The 16,393-nt window shown below is 67.3% G+C and carries 17 protein-coding genes; 5 read left to right on the top strand and 12 right to left on the bottom strand.

Features of this window, described 5'->3' with window-relative positions:
- Positions 1–3: 3 nt before the first annotated feature.
- The 9 genes from EB836_RS01340 to EB836_RS01300 all read right to left on the bottom strand — a co-directional run bounded on the left by EB836_RS01340 (position 4) and on the right by EB836_RS01300 (position 7,910).
- Complete coding sequence (locus EB836_RS01340; RefSeq protein WP_135537312.1) at positions 4–807, bottom strand: ABC transporter ATP-binding protein; 804 nt, start codon at positions 805–807, stop codon at positions 4–6.
- Entirely contained in the window at positions 804–1,850 is a 1,047-nt protein-coding gene (locus EB836_RS01335; protein WP_135537311.1) for an iron chelate uptake ABC transporter family permease subunit, read from the bottom strand. The genes EB836_RS01340 and EB836_RS01335 overlap by 4 nt, the downstream gene beginning before the upstream one ends.
- On the bottom strand, positions 1,847–2,887 hold the full coding sequence (locus EB836_RS01330; RefSeq protein WP_135537310.1) for an iron ABC transporter permease: 1,041 nt from the start codon (positions 2,885–2,887) through the stop codon (positions 1,847–1,849). Before EB836_RS01330 ends, EB836_RS01335 begins: the two co-directional genes overlap by 4 nt.
- Before the next feature lie 15 nt (positions 2,888–2,902).
- The gene (locus EB836_RS01325; protein ID WP_135537309.1) at positions 2,903–3,931 is read right to left on the bottom strand and encodes an iron-siderophore ABC transporter substrate-binding protein; all 1,029 of its coding nucleotides are present in this window, start codon (positions 3,929–3,931) and stop codon (positions 2,903–2,905) included.
- A gap of 222 nt (positions 3,932–4,153) precedes the next feature.
- The gene (locus EB836_RS01320) at positions 4,154–4,963 is read right to left on the bottom strand and encodes an AraC family transcriptional regulator (protein ID WP_205683265.1); all 810 of its coding nucleotides are present in this window, start codon (positions 4,961–4,963) and stop codon (positions 4,154–4,156) included.
- A 20-nt stretch (positions 4,964–4,983) separates the two neighbouring features.
- Positions 4,984–6,402 carry an amidase gene (locus EB836_RS01315; RefSeq protein WP_240688842.1) on the bottom strand — a complete coding sequence of 473 codons (1,419 nt, stop codon included), beginning with the start codon at positions 6,400–6,402 and terminating at the stop codon, positions 4,984–4,986.
- 119 nt (positions 6,403–6,521) lie between these two features.
- Positions 6,522–6,857, bottom strand: a complete 336-nt coding sequence (locus EB836_RS01310) for a transcriptional regulator (RefSeq protein WP_135537307.1) — start codon at positions 6,855–6,857, stop codon at positions 6,522–6,524.
- Positions 6,858–6,898: 41 nt separating this feature from the next.
- Positions 6,899–7,321: a hypothetical protein gene (locus EB836_RS01305; RefSeq protein ID WP_135537306.1), complete on the bottom strand. Its 423-nt coding sequence runs from the start codon at positions 7,319–7,321 to the stop codon at positions 6,899–6,901.
- Positions 7,322–7,460: 139 nt separating this feature from the next.
- Entirely contained in the window at positions 7,461–7,910 is a 450-nt protein-coding gene (locus tag EB836_RS01300) for an NAD(P)H-dependent oxidoreductase (protein ID WP_135537305.1), read from the bottom strand.
- 58 nt (positions 7,911–7,968) lie between these two features.
- Here EB836_RS01300 and EB836_RS01295 point away from each other — a divergent pair, with 58 nt between their 5' ends.
- The 3 genes from EB836_RS01295 to EB836_RS01285 all read left to right on the top strand — a co-directional run bounded on the left by EB836_RS01295 (position 7,969) and on the right by EB836_RS01285 (position 10,101).
- On the top strand, positions 7,969–8,880 hold the full coding sequence (locus tag EB836_RS01295; protein ID WP_135537304.1) for a Sir2 family NAD-dependent protein deacetylase: 912 nt from the start codon (positions 7,969–7,971) through the stop codon (positions 8,878–8,880).
- A gap of 30 nt (positions 8,881–8,910) precedes the next feature.
- Positions 8,911–9,501 carry a TIGR03085 family metal-binding protein gene (locus tag EB836_RS01290; RefSeq protein WP_135537303.1) on the top strand — a complete coding sequence of 197 codons (591 nt, stop codon included), beginning with the start codon at positions 8,911–8,913 and terminating at the stop codon, positions 9,499–9,501.
- Between the two features lie 129 nt (positions 9,502–9,630).
- Positions 9,631–10,101, top strand: a complete 471-nt coding sequence (locus EB836_RS01285; RefSeq protein WP_135537302.1) for a DUF4190 domain-containing protein — start codon at positions 9,631–9,633, stop codon at positions 10,099–10,101.
- A gap of 10 nt (positions 10,102–10,111) precedes the next feature.
- Here the strand turns inward: EB836_RS01285 and EB836_RS01280 are convergent, their stop codons facing one another.
- The 3 genes from EB836_RS01280 to EB836_RS01270 all read right to left on the bottom strand — a co-directional run bounded on the left by EB836_RS01280 (position 10,112) and on the right by EB836_RS01270 (position 12,214).
- Positions 10,112–11,140 (bottom strand): GNAT family N-acetyltransferase, encoded by a 1,029-nt coding sequence (locus EB836_RS01280; protein WP_135537301.1) that lies wholly within the window; start codon positions 11,138–11,140, stop codon positions 10,112–10,114.
- 118 nt (positions 11,141–11,258) lie between these two features.
- Entirely contained in the window at positions 11,259–11,555 is a 297-nt protein-coding gene (locus EB836_RS01275; protein WP_135537300.1) for a hypothetical protein, read from the bottom strand.
- Positions 11,552–12,214, bottom strand: coding sequence for a DUF1707 domain-containing protein (locus tag EB836_RS01270; RefSeq protein WP_135537299.1), 663 nt, complete (start codon positions 12,212–12,214; stop codon positions 11,552–11,554). The genes EB836_RS01275 and EB836_RS01270 overlap by 4 nt, the downstream gene beginning before the upstream one ends.
- Positions 12,215–12,307: 93 nt before the next feature.
- Between EB836_RS01270 and EB836_RS01265 the strand changes: the two genes are divergently transcribed.
- Together EB836_RS01265 and recR are read left to right on the top strand one after the other, a co-directional pair.
- Positions 12,308–15,784: a DNA polymerase III subunit gamma and tau gene (locus tag EB836_RS01265; RefSeq protein WP_135537298.1), complete on the top strand. Its 3,477-nt coding sequence runs from the start codon at positions 12,308–12,310 to the stop codon at positions 15,782–15,784.
- The gene (gene recR / locus EB836_RS01260; protein WP_135537297.1) at positions 15,781–16,386 is read left to right on the top strand and encodes a recombination mediator RecR; all 606 of its coding nucleotides are present in this window, start codon (positions 15,781–15,783) and stop codon (positions 16,384–16,386) included. The genes EB836_RS01265 and recR overlap by 4 nt, the downstream gene beginning before the upstream one ends.
- Positions 16,387–16,393 lie beyond the last annotated feature (7 nt).

The raw sequence follows: 16,393 nt of genomic DNA, 5'->3' as shown, positions 1-16,393 counted from the left end.
CTCTCAGCCGAGAGTGCGATGCCGCCCGATCGGCACCATGAGCGGCTGACCGGACACCGGATCGACGATGATCTGATTGGGCAGACCGAAGACACGCTCGACATTGGCCTCGGTGAGCACCTCGGCCGGTGTGCCGGAGGCATGGATGTTCCCATCGGCGAGCATGACGAGCCGGTCGCAGTAGCGGGCGGCGAGGTTGAGATCATGGAGGACCATGACGATCGTGACTCCGGAGCGCTGATTGAGCTCGGTGAGCAGATCGAGGACCTCCACCTGATGATTGACGTCGAGGAAGGTCGTCGGTTCGTCGAGGAGGAGGATGTCCGTCTGCTGCGCCAGAGCCATGGCGATCCACACCCGCTGCCGCTGACCGCCCGAGAGCTCGTCGACGGGACGATCGGCGAGCACAGCCGTGCCCGTGGTGTCCAGGGCGTCTGCAACGGCGAGGTCGTCCTCGGCGCTCCAGCGGGAGAAGGCCCCCTGGTGGGGGTGGCGTCCCCGACCGACGAGGTCGGCGACGGTGATGCCTTCGGGGGCGATCGGCGTCTGGGGGAGCAGACCGAGGATGCGGGCGAGTCGTTTGGCCGGCATCGAGTGCACCTTCCTGCCGTCGAGGACGACGGCGCCCGACCTCGGTGCCAACAGCCTCGACATCGATTTGAGCAGGGTCGACTTTCCGCAGGCGTTGGCCCCGACGATGGCGGTGATGCATCCGGCCTGAAGATCCAGATTCAGTCCCGCGATGACCTCGGCATCGCCGTAGGACAGGTGGAGGTCCTTCGCGGTCAGTGAGTGGTCCGTGGTCACAGGGAGCCTCCCGAACGGTTGATCCTGATGATGAGGTAGATGAGGTAGGGCGCACCGAGGATGCCGGTGATCACTCCCACCGGGTAGCGGGTGCCGAGGGCGAACTGGCCGACAAGATCGGCGACGAGCACGAGCAGAGCCCCGACGAGCCCGGCCGGCAGAAGCGGGGACGAGCCCGGACCGATGAGGCGGGCGGCGATCGGCCCGGACAGGAACGCCACGAACGCCACCGGCCCGGCCGCGGCGGTGGCGAAGGCGATGAGGCCGACTGCGGTGACGATGACGAGCGGCCGGGTGCGGGCCACCCGGACGCCCAGGGCCTCTGCGGCCTCGTCGCCGAGCTGAGTGATCGACAGGTTCTTCGCCTGACTGAGCAGGATCGGGGCGAGCGCGATGAAGGCGATGAGGACGGGCACCGCCGAGTCCCAAGCGGCGCCGTTGAGGCTGCCGGCCAGCCAGCGCAGGGCCTCCTGCAGGTCCCATTGCGCGGCTCGTGTCAGCTCCCAGTTGATGAGGGCATCGAGCATCGAGGCGATCCCGATGCCGACGAGGATGAGCCGGATCCCGGCCGCTCCGTTCTTATAGGCGAGCAGATAGATGAGCAGCGCCACGGCGAGACCGGCGGTGATGGCGACGACCGAGACTCCCGTGCGCCCCAGACCCAGGGTGATGATCGCGAACACGGCGGCCGCCGAGGCACCAGAACTGATGCCGATGATGTCGGGACTGGCCAAGGGATTGCGCAGCATGGTCTGGAAGGTGACCCCGCCGAGCCCGAAGCTCAGACCGACCAGTGCGGCGAGCACCGCCCGGGGCAGGCGCAGCCGACCGACCGTGAAGGAGGCTCCCGGCACCTGCTCGCCTCTGATCACGCCGATGACCTCGGCCGGCGAGTAGAACGTCTGACCGACCATGAGGCTGGTGAGGAAGACGACCACGACGAGCGCGGCGAGCACGGAGACGATGGTCGTGTATCGCCTTGCGCGCGATCTGCGCAGGCCGGCGACCGCCTCGGCGGTGGAACTGCGCTGGGTCAGACTCACAGGGACCTGACCTTCTGCCGACGGACGATGGCGATGAAGAAGGGGGCGCCGATGAGGGCGGTGAGGATGCCGACGTCGAGTTCGGCGGGGCGGGCGATGATGCGCCCGAGGATATCCGATGCCGTCAGCAGTCCCGCACCGGTGACTGCAGAGAACGGGATCAGCCACCGATGGTCGACGCCGATGAGCAGACGACAGGCATGGGGGATGACGAGTCCGAGGAAGCCGATCGGTCCGGCCACCGCGGTCGCGCCGCCGCAGAGGACGACGGCGCCGGCCGCGGAGACGAGCCGGGTCAGGCCGACGTGTTGGCCGAGTCCGGCGGCGAGTTCGTCGCCGAGGGCCAGGGCGTTGAGCCCGGGGGCCGAATAGATGCAGATGAGGAACCCGGCGAGGAGGAACGGTCCGACGAGGATGACCGCACTCATCGTCACTCCGCCGACCCCGCCGATCTGCCAGTCGCGGGCGAGGTCGGAGATGTCACCGCGGGGCAGAACGACGGCGCTGATGAAGGAGGTCAGGGCCGCTGCGGTGGCGGCCCCGGCCAGGGCCAGCTTGAGCGGGGTCGCTCCCTGCCTGCCCAAGGACCCGATCGTGTAGACGAATACCGCGGTGATGGCCGCGCCGATGATGGCGAACCAGATGTACTGGGTGGCGCTGGCCAGTCCGAAGTAGGCGATGCCGATGACCACGGCCAGGGAGGCTCCGGTGTTGACGCCGAGGATCCCGGGATCGGCCAGCGGGTTGCGGGTCACCCCCTGCATCACTGCGCCCGAGACGCCGAGGGCGGCGCCGACGCAGACGGCGAGCAGGGTACGTGGGATGCGTTTGGCCACGGCCGCCTGGTCGAAGCCGGTGGCCGAGCCGCCGTAGGCGGCGATGACATCGGCGAGGTCGACGCCGCGGGAGCCGATCATCGTCGAGGCGATGCCGAGGACGACGACGAGGGTGAGCGCGGCGAGCATCCACAGCAGGCGGACGCGAGTCGACCGCCGCAGCCGGGCGGCGGTCGACTCGATGGTGGTGAGTGCGGTCATCGCGATGAGCGGGTCCTACTTCTCGGCCGAGGCGGCCCCGTCGAGGGCGTCGAGGTAGTCGTCGAGGACGAAGGAGATCGACAGCGGAGTCGGATTCGCCGCGGTGCCCAGGGGGTCATCGCTGGGCAGGTTGACGATGGCGTCGTTCTTCACCGCCGTCATCTGTGAGAGCAGCTTGTCGCCTTCGAGGGTCTTGACGAGCTCGTCGTCGCCGTAGGTGACGATGATGTCGACATCGTCGAAGACATCGGCCTGTTCGGCGCTGACCGATGAGGAGAACTGATCGGTGTCGTCCGATGCCTTCTCGATGCTGGCCGGGGCCTTCATACCCAGGTCCTCGAAGAACATCGGACGGGTGTCGTGCGTGGTGTAGAAGTTGACCTCGGACAGATCGGAGGGATCGACGTGGGTGAGGAACATCGTCGATTTGTCCTTGATCGCCGGGTGCTCGTCCACGGCAGAGTCGATCTCGGATTCGAGATCCTCGACCAGCTGTTCACCTTCAGCCTTCATGCCGATGGCTTCGCTGTTGATCTCGATCATCTCCCGCCACGGGGTGCCCCAGGCCGTGTCGGGGTAGGCGACGACTGGAGCGATCTCCGACAGCGTGTCGTAGTCTTCCTGAGACAGACCGGAGTAGCCGGCGAGGATGACGTCCGGCTCTGTGTCGGCGACGGCTTCGAAATCGACGCCGTCGGTCTCGTCGAAGAGAGTCGGGGTCTCGGCGTCGAGTTCCTCGAGCCTGTCCTCGACCCAGGGGAGGACCCCGTTGCCGTCGTCATCGCCGAAGTCCGCCCGCGCCATGCCGACAGGGACGACGCCGAGGGCCAGAGGAACCTCGTGATTGGCCCAATTGACGGTGGCGACCCGCTCGGGCTTCTCCGCGATCTTCGTCGTTCCGAGAGCATGCTCGATGGTCACCGGCTGCCACGAGCTGTCACCGCCGTCGGCTTCGTTGGAGGAGTCGGACGGTGAGCATGCGGCGAGCATGAACACGGCGGAGGCGGCTGCGGTGAGAACCAGCGCACGGTGTGGACGGGACATCGTTTCCTTTCGGCAGTGCTTGCCCGCGGGTCGAGGCTCCCGGATCGGATGAGTTCAGGGGCCCGGAGCATGCGTCGCAAGGACCGGTAGCTTAGGTGTGCCTAACCATAGTATCCGAGGAGGCGGCCGGGCGCAATCAGGATATTCGGACACATGATTTCGCGGAACGGACAGGAGATTGCCCGACCCGGCCCAGCTGAGCGGTCGGCCCCGGCGGCGATCTCAGCGGCCGAAGAGACCCGGAGTGGTGCCGGTGATCCGCTTGAACGCGGTGGTGAAGGCGTTCGCGGACGAGTAGCCGACGTCGAGGGCGGCGGTCTCGATCTCATGGCCGGCGCCCATGAGGGTGACCGCATGTTGGATCCGAGCGGTCGTGATCCACCGGTTGAAACCCAAGCCGGTCTCGGCAGCGAAAGCGCGAGTGATGGTCCGGGAGCTCACGCCCAGCCTCCGGGACCACTCCTGCAGACTCGTCGGATCGCTCGGATCGTCGAGGACCGCGTCGACGATGGGTCTCAGCAGTGAGCTGCTCGGCTGGTGGACGAGCAGCTCATGACCGGTCGGTGCCATGACGTCGAGGATCATCGCCTCGGTCAGGGCATAGGACTCGCTGCTGACCTCGAGATCGAGCAGTCGATCGAGCAGAAGGCGGAGGAGATCGGTGACGGCGATCGCCGTCGGGGTGTCACTGACGCGGGGGCCGTCGACACTGAAATGGGCCGCGCGGAGGACGACACCGGCCGGGGTCCAGCCGGAGTGGGCGACGCCTGCGGGGATCCACATTCCCAGGGGTGCGGTGATCGTCCACGTTCGGGAGCCGACTGTGACGGTGCCGACCCCGGAATCGCGCCACAGCAGCTCATGCGTGGGGTGCGAGTGCTCGGCCCAGTACGTCTCCTCGTCCATGGCCTCCCGCGAGCCGAGGATCCTCGTCGGCATCGGGAGCTGGCCGGCCGCGTAGCGGGGAAGACGACGCTCCACGACGGACGAGGACGGTCGAGCCGTCGGGGAGCAGGGCTTGATCGTGGGCACGGATCAAGGATACTGCGGCATCAGTGCGCGACGAGGTCCGGATGCTCACGGTGGAAATCGGTGACCTGCTGCAGGGTGTGGCCGGCGGCGAGGAGCAGCTGCTCGTCGAAGTCCCCGGCGACGAACTGTGCGGCCACCGGGGTGCCGCGGTCGGTGAAGCCCGCGGGCAGGGTGATCGACGGCAGTCCGCAGCTGTCGATCGGCGCCGTGGGAACCGTCACGGCAGCAAACAGCTCGGGGCCGGTCGCGAGAGAGCTCATCTGGTCGATCGTCGGGGAGGCCACTCCGATGCCGGGCAGCAGGAGCAGATCGATATCGGCCATGAGGGAGCGCATGCGCCCGGTGAATGCGCGGCGGGACTCGAGCAGTCGGTGGTAGTCGACGGCGGTCAGTCCCTGTCCGATCTCGATGAGCCCGGACAGGTCGGGACCGTAGTCGCTCTGACGTGCAGGGTAGGTCGCGGCGTGGACCCCGGCGGTCTCGACACCGCACAGAGCCGTCCATTCCTGGGCCGCTTCGGGCAGGCCCGGAGTGCGGACGTCGAGAACGCGCCAGCCCAGTCCGGTGATCGTCTCGATCGTCGATTCGAGCATGGCGTTCGTCGCATCGTCGAAGTGCTCGGCGGCCAGCTCCCGGTCGAAGCCGACGACCGGGGTTCGCTCGAGTCTCAGATGCCGACTGTAGCGGGGCACCGGAGCCAGTGCCGAGGTCGGATCGTGCGGATCGTGTCCGGCGATGGTTTCGAGGATGAGTGCGGCGTCCCGGGCGCTGCGTGTCATCGGCCCGATGTGATCGAGGCTCGGGGCGAGGCCGAAGATGCCGTGGCGCGAGACTCGCCCCCAGGTGGGTTTGAGTCCCGTGACGCCGTTGGCCGAGGAGGGGAGGCGGATCGAGCCGCCGGTGTCCGAGCCCAGGGAGCCGAAGCAGAGGCCGGCGGCGGTGGCGACGCCCGAACCGCTCGAGGACACCCCCGTCCAAGTCTCGGAGTCCCAGGGGTTGACCGGCGTGGGCAGATCGGGATGGTGACCGGTGAAGGCGCCCTCGGTCAGGCGCAGCTTGCCGAGGATGATCGCCCCTGCCGCCCTCAGCCGAGCGACGACGGTGGCGTCGCAGTCCGGTTGGAAGTCCGCGTGGATGGTCGTGCCCGCCCCGGTCGGTGCATCGTGGGTGTACGCGAGGTCCTTGATCGCCAGCGGCACTCCGTGCAGCGGGCCGAGCCAATCGCCCCGGGCGAGGCGGTCATCGCGGTCGGCCGCCTCGGCGAGTGCCGTCTCGCCCATCACGGTGACATAGGATCCCAGCGCCGGATCAAGGTCTGCGATGCGGTCGAGCATCGCCGTGGTGGCTTCCCGGGCGCTCAGCCGTCCGGAGCGGATGAGATGGGAGATCTCGTGGAGCTCACGGAATTCGAGTCCGCTGTTGACCGAGGTGGTGCTCATCGTGCCTCCTTGCATCGGGGAGCCGGATCGCTCCGACTCCCCATGTTATCGATACGGGCGGGCCCGGTCACTCAGGCACACCCAGTTGCTCGATGAGGTCTCTCACCTGGGCAGACGGTTCAGCTGCCGGCAAGCTCCCGCAGCGCCTGAACGTGGGCGTCCAAGCGTCGCGTGCCTTCGTCGGTGATCGAGACCCAGGTCCGGGGGCGTTTGCCGACATAGCCCTTCTTCACCGCGACCATGCCGGTCGATTCCAGGGCCGTGATGTGCCGGGAGAGCACGGAGTCCGAGACGCCGAGCGAATCCCGCAGGAGTCGGAACTCTGCCCGGTCGCGGTTTTTGAGGCTGGCGACGATGCCCAGTCGGGTCGGATTGCCCAGGCCCGGATCGATCCGAGCCAGGGAATCGCCGAGGTCGGGGATCGTGTCGTCGGCAGCGTTGTTCTTCGAGGTCATGATCGGGTCCTTCGTCTCGGGCGGTCTCGCGGGTCTCGGACTCAGCGGCGCAGGCCGATGAGCGCGATGACCGGTGAGGCGATCCACAGGAAGGCGGCAGCCGCCAGCGGGACCACGGGCCCCGGTGAGATCGAGTCGGTGATGATCGCGGCCAGGGTGACGAGGACGGTCAGCGGCAGCCAGGTCAGCAGCAGAGCGGTTGAGCGTCGGCTCCAGCTCAGCGCCTTGACGAGGTAGACGATCATCGCCGGCACCAGCCAGGCCAGACCCGCACCGAAGATGATCAGCTGTGTCGTGTCGTCGTCGATGATGCCGATGGCGACGAGGCCGACGGAGATGCCTGCGGTGAGGACGAAGAGCATCGTCACCAGCGGCCAGGAGTCATGTGTTCGGGCCTGCTTCTGCGAAGCGTCGACCTGTGCGAGGAGTTCGTCGGCCTGCTGTGGGGTGGGGGTGGTCTCCATGCCTGCTCCTTCGGGTGGGCATCGCGGAGGCGATGCGGCTGAAAGTCATCTCAGTGTAACAAGTACTTTCCATTATGGAAAGTACTTTCATGCAGGAATCCCCAGGAGTTTGAGACAGGTGAAGGTGGACGCCCGGACGTCAGCCGGCCGAGGCGGCGACCGTAGCGGCGAGCTCTGTGGCCGCCTCGAGGTGGGAGTCGCTGACCTCACCGGTGAAGACGAGGGGGTCGAAGGCCAGCTTCCATCCCAGACCGGTGGTGATCTGACTCATCGCGGTCTCGGCGCCGGTCGTGTCATAGCCGCCGTGGATCCAGTAGGAGAAGGGCCGACCGGCCGTCGGCTCCCGCACCGCGTCATAGGTGGTGTCGAAGAAGTGCTTGAGCGCACCCGAGATGTACCCGAAGTTCGCGGTCGTCCCGAGCACATAGGCATCGGCGGCGAGGACATCGTCGACACTGGTGTCCAGAGCGGGTCGGACGGTGACGTCGATGTCGCCGAGCTCGGGCAGCCGCAGTCCGGCCAGAGCCGCCTCGGCGATCCGCTTCGTCGCCGTCGACGGGGAATGATGAACGAGCAGAACGTTGACCATGCCTCCACCCTAGCCCCGGGGACTGACGCAAGTCAGCCCCGATGTCTAAGGTGGGACCATGGCAGTCATCTTCGATCCCCTGCGCGACAGAACGCGTCCGGGGCCCAGCCACAGCGATGAGGAGATCATCGATGTCCTCACGACGCGTTTCGACACGTCGGAATGGGCGGTGCTCACGGGAGCGGGAATGAGCACGGACTCCGGTGTCCCGGACTACCGCGGGCCGGACGCGCAGCCGCGATCGCCGATGACCATCCAGACCTTCCTCTCCCACCCCGATCAGCGTGCCCGGTATTGGGCGCGGTCATGGATCGGCTGGCCGCGGATGCGCCGTTCCCGGCCCAATGCCGGCCATCTCGCCCTCGCGGGTCTTCCCGTGGCCGGCATCGTCACCCAGAACGTCGACGGACTCCATCAGGCCGCCGCCGAGGCGGTCGCACTCAGACGCGGCGCTGCGGGAGCCGGGCCGCTGCCGAGCCCCGTCATCGACCTGCACGGCAGCCTCGATCGGGTCATCTGCCTCGACAACGGCCACCTCGTCGATCGGGACTGGCTGCAGCAGAGACTGAGCGAGCTCAATCCGGGCTTCGCCCAGGAAGTCGGGATCGATCCCGACGATCTCGAGAGCGCCCCCGACGGTGACGTCGACCTCGAGGACACCGCGGGCTTCGTCATCGCCGACTGTCCCGAATGTGCAGGCATCCTCAAACCCGATGTCGTCTACTTCGGTGACTCGGTGCCGCCGGCCCGACTGCAGGAGGCGAACCGGATCTGCGATGAGGCGTCGGGGATCGTCGTGCTCGGATCCTCGCTCGCGGTGCTCTCGGGTCTGCGCGTTGTTCGTTCCGCAGCGAAAGAGGACAAACCCGTCGTCATCGTCACCGACGGGCCCACCCGCGGCGATGAACTCGCGGACTTCCGCTCGGTTTCGCGCGTCGCGGACTTCATCAGCGCGTGGGCTTCCAGGTGAGTCCAAGCCGGGGATGGAAGACTGGCGGACATGAGAGAAAATCTGGCCCGCGCCGAACGCCTGCGTCTCGTCGACTCCGCCCGCCGTGCGGGTGAGGATGCGCCCACTCTGTGTGAGGGGTGGACCGTCAGGGATCTTGCCACCCACCTCGTCATCCGCGAACGCCACCCGTCCGCGGCGCTGGGCATCTTCCTATCGAGATTCGACGATCGGAGAGAGGCGAAGGAGGCCGACTACGCGCAGACGCCCTTCGCCCAGCTGCTCGGCCTCGTCGCGGCCCCGCCGAAGTGGACTCCGGGTGCCTTGCCCGGAGTCGAGCCCGTGATGAACACGACCGAATTCCTCGTCCACCACGAAGACATCCGCCGTGCCGCCATCGAGTGGATGCCGCGACAGCTCTCCCGTGCAGAGACTGCGACCGTCTGGGCGCAGACGAGGGTCGCGCTCCTGCCTTTCGCCGCCAAAGCCGAGGGCCCCGTGACGATCACGGCACCGGGCTTCGGGTCTCGCACCGCTGGGAAGAAGCAGGCGGGGGACGGTTCCACGATCACCGGGGCGCCGCTCGAGCTGCTCCTTTACCTCATCGGGCGAAAAGACCAGGCCCTCGTCGATGTGCGCTGAAGCGCGCGGCGGCGACCTGCGCTGAGTGTCGGGATTTCCTCCGCCGAGGCGGGGGATTGGTCCATATCGGCGGCCACCGTGTTCTTCCTAAGCTGGTCTCAACAGTCTTTCGGAAGGAGACCAGACGTCATGAACGCCGCCCCCACCCCACTGCCCGGACAGCACGACGATCCCCACTCGGGACAGTTGGACGCTGCACACGCAGGACAGGAACTGCCGCCCTATTCCCAGCAGAACCCGTCCGGCGTGTCCCAGACCTACCCGGGCGCTCCCCAAACCTACCCGGGCCAGCCCCCGATGGCCTATGCTCCGCGCACCGATCCGCGCACCGAGGAGGACCCGGGCAAGGTGCTCGGCATCGTCTCACTCGTCGCGACTCTGTCGACCTTCCTCGGCTTCAACTTCCTCGGCCCCGTCATCGGCATCATCACCGGCCACATGGCACGCAAGCGTTCTCAGGACGCCGGTCGGGCAGACAACGAGATGGGCAAATGGGGCTTCATCCTCGGCATCGTCTTCCTCGGACTCCTCGTCCTCGGTTGGGTGCTCGGCATCTCCTTCGGCCTCGTCGGCGGACTCGCCTCACTGCTGGCCGGCTGACGCGAACGGGTCACGCCCTGTTGCAGTCGACCCGCCCCTCGAACGCCGTCATCGTATCGGCGACGGTGAAGCCGAGGTCCCGGTTGAGCGCGAGCATCGGATCGTTGTTCGTCGCCGTGTACGTCTGCACCCACCGCGCGGAGGCCGTCGCCTCCACAGCGGGCAGTTGGCGGAGGTTCGCGATCTTGAGGGCCCGTCCGATGCCCCGATTCCGATAGGCGCGGTCGACGAGCGTGTCCTCCTGGATGACGATCTGCGGGTCATGGGCCGAGACCATGATCTCCGTATAGCCGACGGCGAGGTCGCCGACATGCGCCATCGAACCGACCAGGGTCCAGCCCTGCTCTTCCATCCGCTCCTCGTGGCTGCGGATGGCGGCGGTGCTGGCATGGCTGACGGTGCGGGTGAGGTCGCCGACCGGGACGTCTTCGTCCATCTGCTCCCGCAGCCGCGTCCAGGAGGCGAGGACCTCTTCCGGGCAGCCGCCGATCCACGAAGTGACCGAGAAGTCCGGGTCCTCCTTGATCACGGGAACGGTCGTGGCGGCACCGGAGTCCTTGTACCGATCGGCATCGGCCTGCAGATAGGCGGGCAGGTCGAGCAGCAGCCGGTGCTCCTCATTGCCGATGCGCATGTCTCGGGACTCGGCGAATGCGACGCCTTCGGGGCAGTAGGTTTCGGTCTGGACGATCACCGAGGGGCGGTCGCGGTCGGCCAGGATCTGTTCGACCGCCTCGGCGAGGGCCGTACCGCAGCCGCGTCGGCGGCAGGCCGGCAGGACACCGAGTTCGACCTCGGCCGGGGAATCGGCGGTGACGTTGATCTCGGCACCGCCGACGGCCTCGTCGCCGAGGTGGGCGATGAGCGCGAAGTCCTCCTTGTCGGTGCGCGGCGTGGCGAACTGGCTCAGCGTCGTCTCGGGGCTGCGCCACCACGCGGCCGTGCGATCTGAGGTGTAGGCGACGCGCATGAGCTCGTTCCAGGCGAGCAGGCCGTCCTCATCGGCGGAGTCGATGCGTGTGATCCGAATCTCGGTCATGGCAAGAGTCGATCACGGGCGGCCCGGGTTTTCAAGGATGCCGGGCCGTCGCAGATGCTGTGTTCACACCGGCTGTGCGATGGCAGGGACGCGATGCGGTGTCAGGGCCGCGATGTTCTCATCGACGGTCGGGTCCGCGAGGGCCGTTCCGATCCTCGCGGTCATCCGGGCTGTCGGGGTCGTCCGGGTCGTCGGGGAGATCCCGGCCGGCGGGGGAGTCCCGAGGGGACGGCTCGGTGGGGGCCGCCTCGGCGGCGGGATCCTCGGCGCTGTCGGGGTCGTATTCGGGCAGTCGAGAGCCGATGTGCGCGCCGGGTTTGGTCATCACCCGGTAGATGAGAAATGCGCCGAGGCTGAAGACGGCGATGATGCAGAAGGTGAGGAAGATGACCGCACCGAGTCCGGGTTCCATCACTTGGCCATTCGTCGCCGGTCGAAGTAGTTCGCGAAGCGGGCCTTGAACGAGCCCATTCCCACCGATCCGCTCATCCGCACGAGGGGACGGCGGCCGGTCGGGACCGCGTTGACCACGGATTTCACGCTGCCCCAGGTCTTCGACAGTGCGTCGACGTTGACGGCCCAGTCGTCGGGGATGACAACGGTGACCGATCCCAGGCCCGCGATGATTTCGACGTCGATGGTCTCTAAGGCGGTCTCGACTTCGAGGAAGTTGAGTTCGATGTTCGACATCGCCGGTTCCAAGCGGATGAATGGCGGAACGGCCCAATTGGCGCGGCGGACCTCGGACTCCCAGCCGGCCCGAATGATGAGCGGATCTAACCGGTCCCGACCTTGGAGGGCCAGCGCGCGGTTGTCGATCGGTGAGACTGCCGAGGTGGGGCGGAAGCGATCGGACGGCAGTTCCGTGATGAGATCGGACAGGACTTCGTCGAGGTCGACCGGGAATTTCGCGGACTGGACCTTCTCCATCCGTTCGTCGAGTTCGTCGACCGTGATCCGTCCGTCCCCGGCCGCCTCGCGCAGAATCTCGATCGCTTCGTCACGTTCCCTGTGGCCGATGCGGAAGGTCTTCGCGGGGTCGTTCTCGTCGGAACCGGGGTTGGGGCGGGTCATGATCTCTATCGTGCCTGATCGCACGGCGGGCGACAAAGGCGGGGTGAGAGCGTGCCTTATCTCGTGTCAGCCGTTGGCATTAGGCTAGGGGACGTGTCCACCGCACTGTACAGAAGATACCGCCCAGAGACCTTCGACGAGGTCATCGGTCAAGAGCATGTGACCGATCCGCTGAAGGCCGCCATCGAACGTGGCCGCATCAACCATGCCTATCTGTTCTCCGGACCGCGCGGGTGCGGTAAGACCACCTCGGCGCGGATCCTGGCCCGGTGCCTCAACTGCGAGCAGGGACCGACGCCGGTGCCCTGCGGGGAGTGCCCGAGCTGTCGGGATCTGGCGAACGGGGGACCGGGTTCGCTCGACGTCGTCGAGATCGACGCGGCCAGCCACAACGGTGTCGATGACGCCCGTGATCTGCGTGAGCGCGCGATCTATGCGCCCGCGCGGGATCGTTACAAGGTGTTCATCCTCGATGAGGCGCACATGGTCACCTCGCAGGGCTTCAACGCTCTGCTCAAGATCGTCGAAGAGCCGCCGCCGCACATCAAGTTCGTCTTCGCCACGACCGAGCCGGAGAAGGTCATCGGCACGATCCGGTCTCGGACCCACCACTATCCCTTCCGACTGGTGCCGCCCGAGGCCCTGGGCAATTACCTCGAGGATCTGTGTGCTCGCGAGGATGTGAATGTCGCCAAGGGCGTGCTGCCGCTGGTCGTGCGTGCCGGCGGCGGATCCGTGCGCGACACCCTGTCCGTGCTCGACCAGCTCATCGCCGGCTCCGGGCCGGACGGAGTCGACTACGGGCGGGCCGTGGCTCTGCTCGGCTACACCCCGGACTCACTGCTGTCCGACATCGTCGATGCGTTCTCCGCCGGTGACGGTGCCGGGGTCTACCGGGCCGTGGAACGTGTCATCGAATCCGGTCAGGACCCCAGACGGTTCGTCGAGGACCTCCTTGAGCGCTTCCGTGACCTCATCGTCATCAACGCCGCCCCCGAAGCGGCCCATGCTTTCCTGCCCGAGGTGCCGCCGGACCGTTTGGAGCGGTTGACCCTGCAGGCCAACGGCTTCGGCCAGGGCGAACTCTCACGTGCTGCAGACCTGCTCAATGTGGGACTGACCGAGATGTCGGGAGCGACCTCGCCGAGGCTGCAGCTCGAACTCATGTGTGCGCGCATCCTGCTGCCAGGCTCCGGCCGCAGCCGCGATGCCGTGCTCAGCCGGGTCGAACGGATGGAGCGTCGCATCGGCATGTCCGCCACCGGCGTCGCCGCAAACGTGCCGCCTGCGCAGACTTCTGAACACGGGCAGGTCCCCGGACAGGCGGCGGGGCCCGGGCAGGGACCGGTGCCCGGCCAGGGGCAGAACACCGGTCAAGGCCACGCCGCTGGTCAGGGCCAGGCACCCGGCCAGGGGCAGGCACCCGGCCAGGGCCAGACACAGGGTCAGGCACCGGGTGGAGCGGACGGACGAGGCAACGGAGCGCCGACGCAGAACGCGTCAGCGGGACAGCCCAGATCTGCCGCTCATGACGATTTCGACGACATCGCGGCCATGGCCGTCGCCGCCGAATCGATGCTCAACGCACCCGCTGAGCCGCCTCAGCGACCAGAAGAGTCTCAGCCGGCAGAACAGTCTCCGCCGACAGCGTCTGAGAGGCCGGCAGAACAGTCTCAGCCAACGGCACCTGCGGAGCCGGATGCCGCAGAAGCGGGTCCGAGCTCGCCGGAACCTGAGCCGACACCGGCCCAGGAGCCGGGCAACCAGCAGCCCGGCCCGAACTCGCAGGAGGCCGAACCCGACGTGGGGCAGGCCGGACCCGGCCCCCAGGATCAATCCGCTCCGACGGCGCAGCAGCCGAACGCACCGCAGCCGAACGCATCGCAGCGGAACACGCATGAGTCGGTGCGGGAGCAGGCTGCGCCCGAGACTGCGCGCGAACAGTCGGCTCCGGAAGCCACCTCGGTGGCCGGCCCCGGCGATATCGGCGGAGAGATCGAAGCCATCCGTCGGGCATGGCCGAGCATCCTCGCGGCGGTGGAGAAACGCAGTCGACTGACCCGAGCGATCATCGCCGCCAATGCGATCCCGCAGTCGTTCTCCGACGGGACCGTCTACCTCGGCTTCAACAACCCTGGTTCGGTGCAGGGCTTCCAGCAGCGCGATCATGCGTCGAAACTGGCCGCGGCCATCAATGATGTGCTCGGCATCCAGGCGCGCATCGACATTGGAGAGGTCGGCCGCATCGGCGGAAACGCCTCGGGAGGCAGCCCTCAGGGCAAGGGATCCTCGGGGCCACCGATGAGCACTGGCGGAGGCAGCTACGGACCCGCTCCGACTCAGCGCCGCCCCAGCCCGCAGGAAGTTGCCGCAGTCGTCGGCACCCGTGAAGTCGACAAACCGCAGGTCGACCATGAGAAGTTCTGGGAACCGAGCGGCCCGACCCAGGGCCCCTGGTCCTCCGACGACGAGGAGGGAGACCAGCCGGGGCGACCCAGCGAACCGAACTCTGAAGACAGCCGCCCCGGCTACGGGCACACCACGGAAGCCGAACCGGCCGGACCGGTGACAGACGATTCCGCACGACGCGACGAGCCCGCCCCGTCCGGGGATGTCGCCGATCCGGAGACTGCGCCCCAACCGGAGGCTGCGCCCGAATCAGAGGCTGCAACCCGACCAGAGGCTACAACCCAACCGGAGACTGCAACTCAATCGGAGACTGCGCCCGAACCGGCAGGTCCGGTCGAACCGAATGTCGGTACGAATGACCCCGGACTCGGATCCGACGACCGTGAGATCGTCGTCCCCGACCTCTCCGATGATGACTTCTTCGGGGCATCGACCGACGAAGCACCCGAACCGGCGGGCGGCGACAGCTTGTCCGCTTCGACGCATGCGCCCTCGTCAGTCGAGCACACGCATGATTCCCATGGCCAGGCATCGTCGTTCGGCACACCGCCGCCTTCGTCGAGTGCACAGGAGTCATCGCCCACTGATGAGAACTCGCCGATGGAGTACGTCGAACCGCGGTGGGATGAACCGAACTGGCATGACGGGCCGACCTCCGCGCCGTTCGATGACGGTCCCACGGATGTCGACTCCACCAGTGCAGGCAGCGGAGCCGTCGACGTCGGAGCCGTTGTCGTCCCACCGCCGGACGATGATCTCGACTATCCGGACGTCACCGCGGCCCCCAGCGGTTTCGGGGGAGGATCCTCGGCACCGGACACCCCGCCGGCACCTCCCGCTCAGACCCCGCCGACGGCCCGGGGGAACGAGGCGAAGCCATTCAAATCCCGCTTCGCCGCACTGGCAGAGAAGCATGGGGTCAACACCTCCTCGCCGGGCGGATCCGGTTTCGGTTCCGACACCCCGACCAACGGCGGTGGCTACGGCGGGCAGGGCAGCGCCTCGGCGCCGGTGGCCAACCCGTACCCGCAGAATCCGGGATCGGATGAGGACGAGTATGATCCGGAAACGGATCTCGACGTCTCCGAGGCACCCCAGATGGGGGTCGACGTGATCGCGCGTGTCCTCGGTGGCGAAATCATTGACGAAAGAGAAGTATGAGCGCTGTCTACGAAGGTGCCCTCCAGGATCTGGTCGAAGAGTTCGGCAAGCTTCCTGGCATCGGGCCGAAATCAGCGCAGCGACTCGCCTTCCACATCCTCCAGACGGATGCGCAGGACGTCAACGCGCTCGCGCAGGCCCTCACCGACGTCAAGAAGCGGGTGCGGTTCTGCGAGATCTGCGGAAACGTGTCCGAAGAAGCCGAATGCACCGTCTGTCAGGATCCGCGTCGTGACCGGTCGATGGTCTGTGTGGTCGAAGAGCCCAAGGACGTCGTCGCCATCGAACGGACCCGGGAATACCGGGGTCTCTACCACGTCCTCGGCGGGGCGATCGACCCGATGGCCGGGGTCGGCCCGGACAATCTGCGGATCAAGGAACTCATGACCCGGCTGCAGGACGGCGAGGTCACCGAGACCGTCATCGCCACCGACCCGAACCTCGAAGGCGAAGCCACCGCCACCTACCTCGTGCGCCTGCTCGGCAGCCTCGGCGTGACCGTGACCCGGCTGGCCTCGGGCCTGCCCGTGGGCGGCGACCTCGAATACGCCGACGAAGTCACCCTGGGTCGGGCATTCTCCGGCCGCCGCGAAATCGACTGACCACCTC

The organism is Brevibacterium sp. S111 (assembly GCF_004745075.1).
In the GTDB taxonomy this organism is placed as follows: Bacteria; Actinomycetota; Actinomycetes; order Actinomycetales; family Brevibacteriaceae; genus Brevibacterium.
This window is presented reverse-complemented; position numbering and strand designations above follow the sequence as displayed.

Coding starts and splice junctions, on each gene's coding strand:
- EB836_RS01330 (WP_135537310.1), bottom strand. CDS start 2,887: ATGACCGCACTCACCACCATCGAGTCGACCGCCGCCCGGCTGCGGCGG.
- EB836_RS01325 (WP_135537309.1), bottom strand. CDS start 3,931: ATGTCCCGTCCACACCGTGCGCTGGTTCTCACCGCAGCCGCCTCCGCC.
- EB836_RS01315 (WP_240688842.1), bottom strand. CDS start 6,402: ATGAGCACCACCTCGGTCAACAGCGGACTCGAATTCCGTGAGCTCCAC.
- EB836_RS01310 (WP_135537307.1), bottom strand. CDS start 6,857: ATGACCTCGAAGAACAACGCTGCCGACGACACGATCCCCGACCTCGGC.
- EB836_RS01305 (WP_135537306.1), bottom strand. CDS start 7,321: ATGGAGACCACCCCCACCCCACAGCAGGCCGACGAACTCCTCGCACAG.
- EB836_RS01300 (WP_135537305.1), bottom strand. CDS start 7,910: ATGGTCAACGTTCTGCTCGTTCATCATTCCCCGTCGACGGCGACGAAG.
- EB836_RS01295 (WP_135537304.1), top strand. CDS start 7,969: ATGGCAGTCATCTTCGATCCCCTGCGCGACAGAACGCGTCCGGGGCCC.
- EB836_RS01290 (WP_135537303.1), top strand. CDS start 8,911: ATGAGAGAAAATCTGGCCCGCGCCGAACGCCTGCGTCTCGTCGACTCC.
- EB836_RS01285 (WP_135537302.1), top strand. CDS start 9,631: ATGAACGCCGCCCCCACCCCACTGCCCGGACAGCACGACGATCCCCAC.
- EB836_RS01280 (WP_135537301.1), bottom strand. CDS start 11,140: ATGACCGAGATTCGGATCACACGCATCGACTCCGCCGATGAGGACGGC.
- EB836_RS01270 (WP_135537299.1), bottom strand. CDS start 12,214: ATGACCCGCCCCAACCCCGGTTCCGACGAGAACGACCCCGCGAAGACC.
- recR (WP_135537297.1), top strand. CDS start 15,781: ATGAGCGCTGTCTACGAAGGTGCCCTCCAGGATCTGGTCGAAGAGTTC.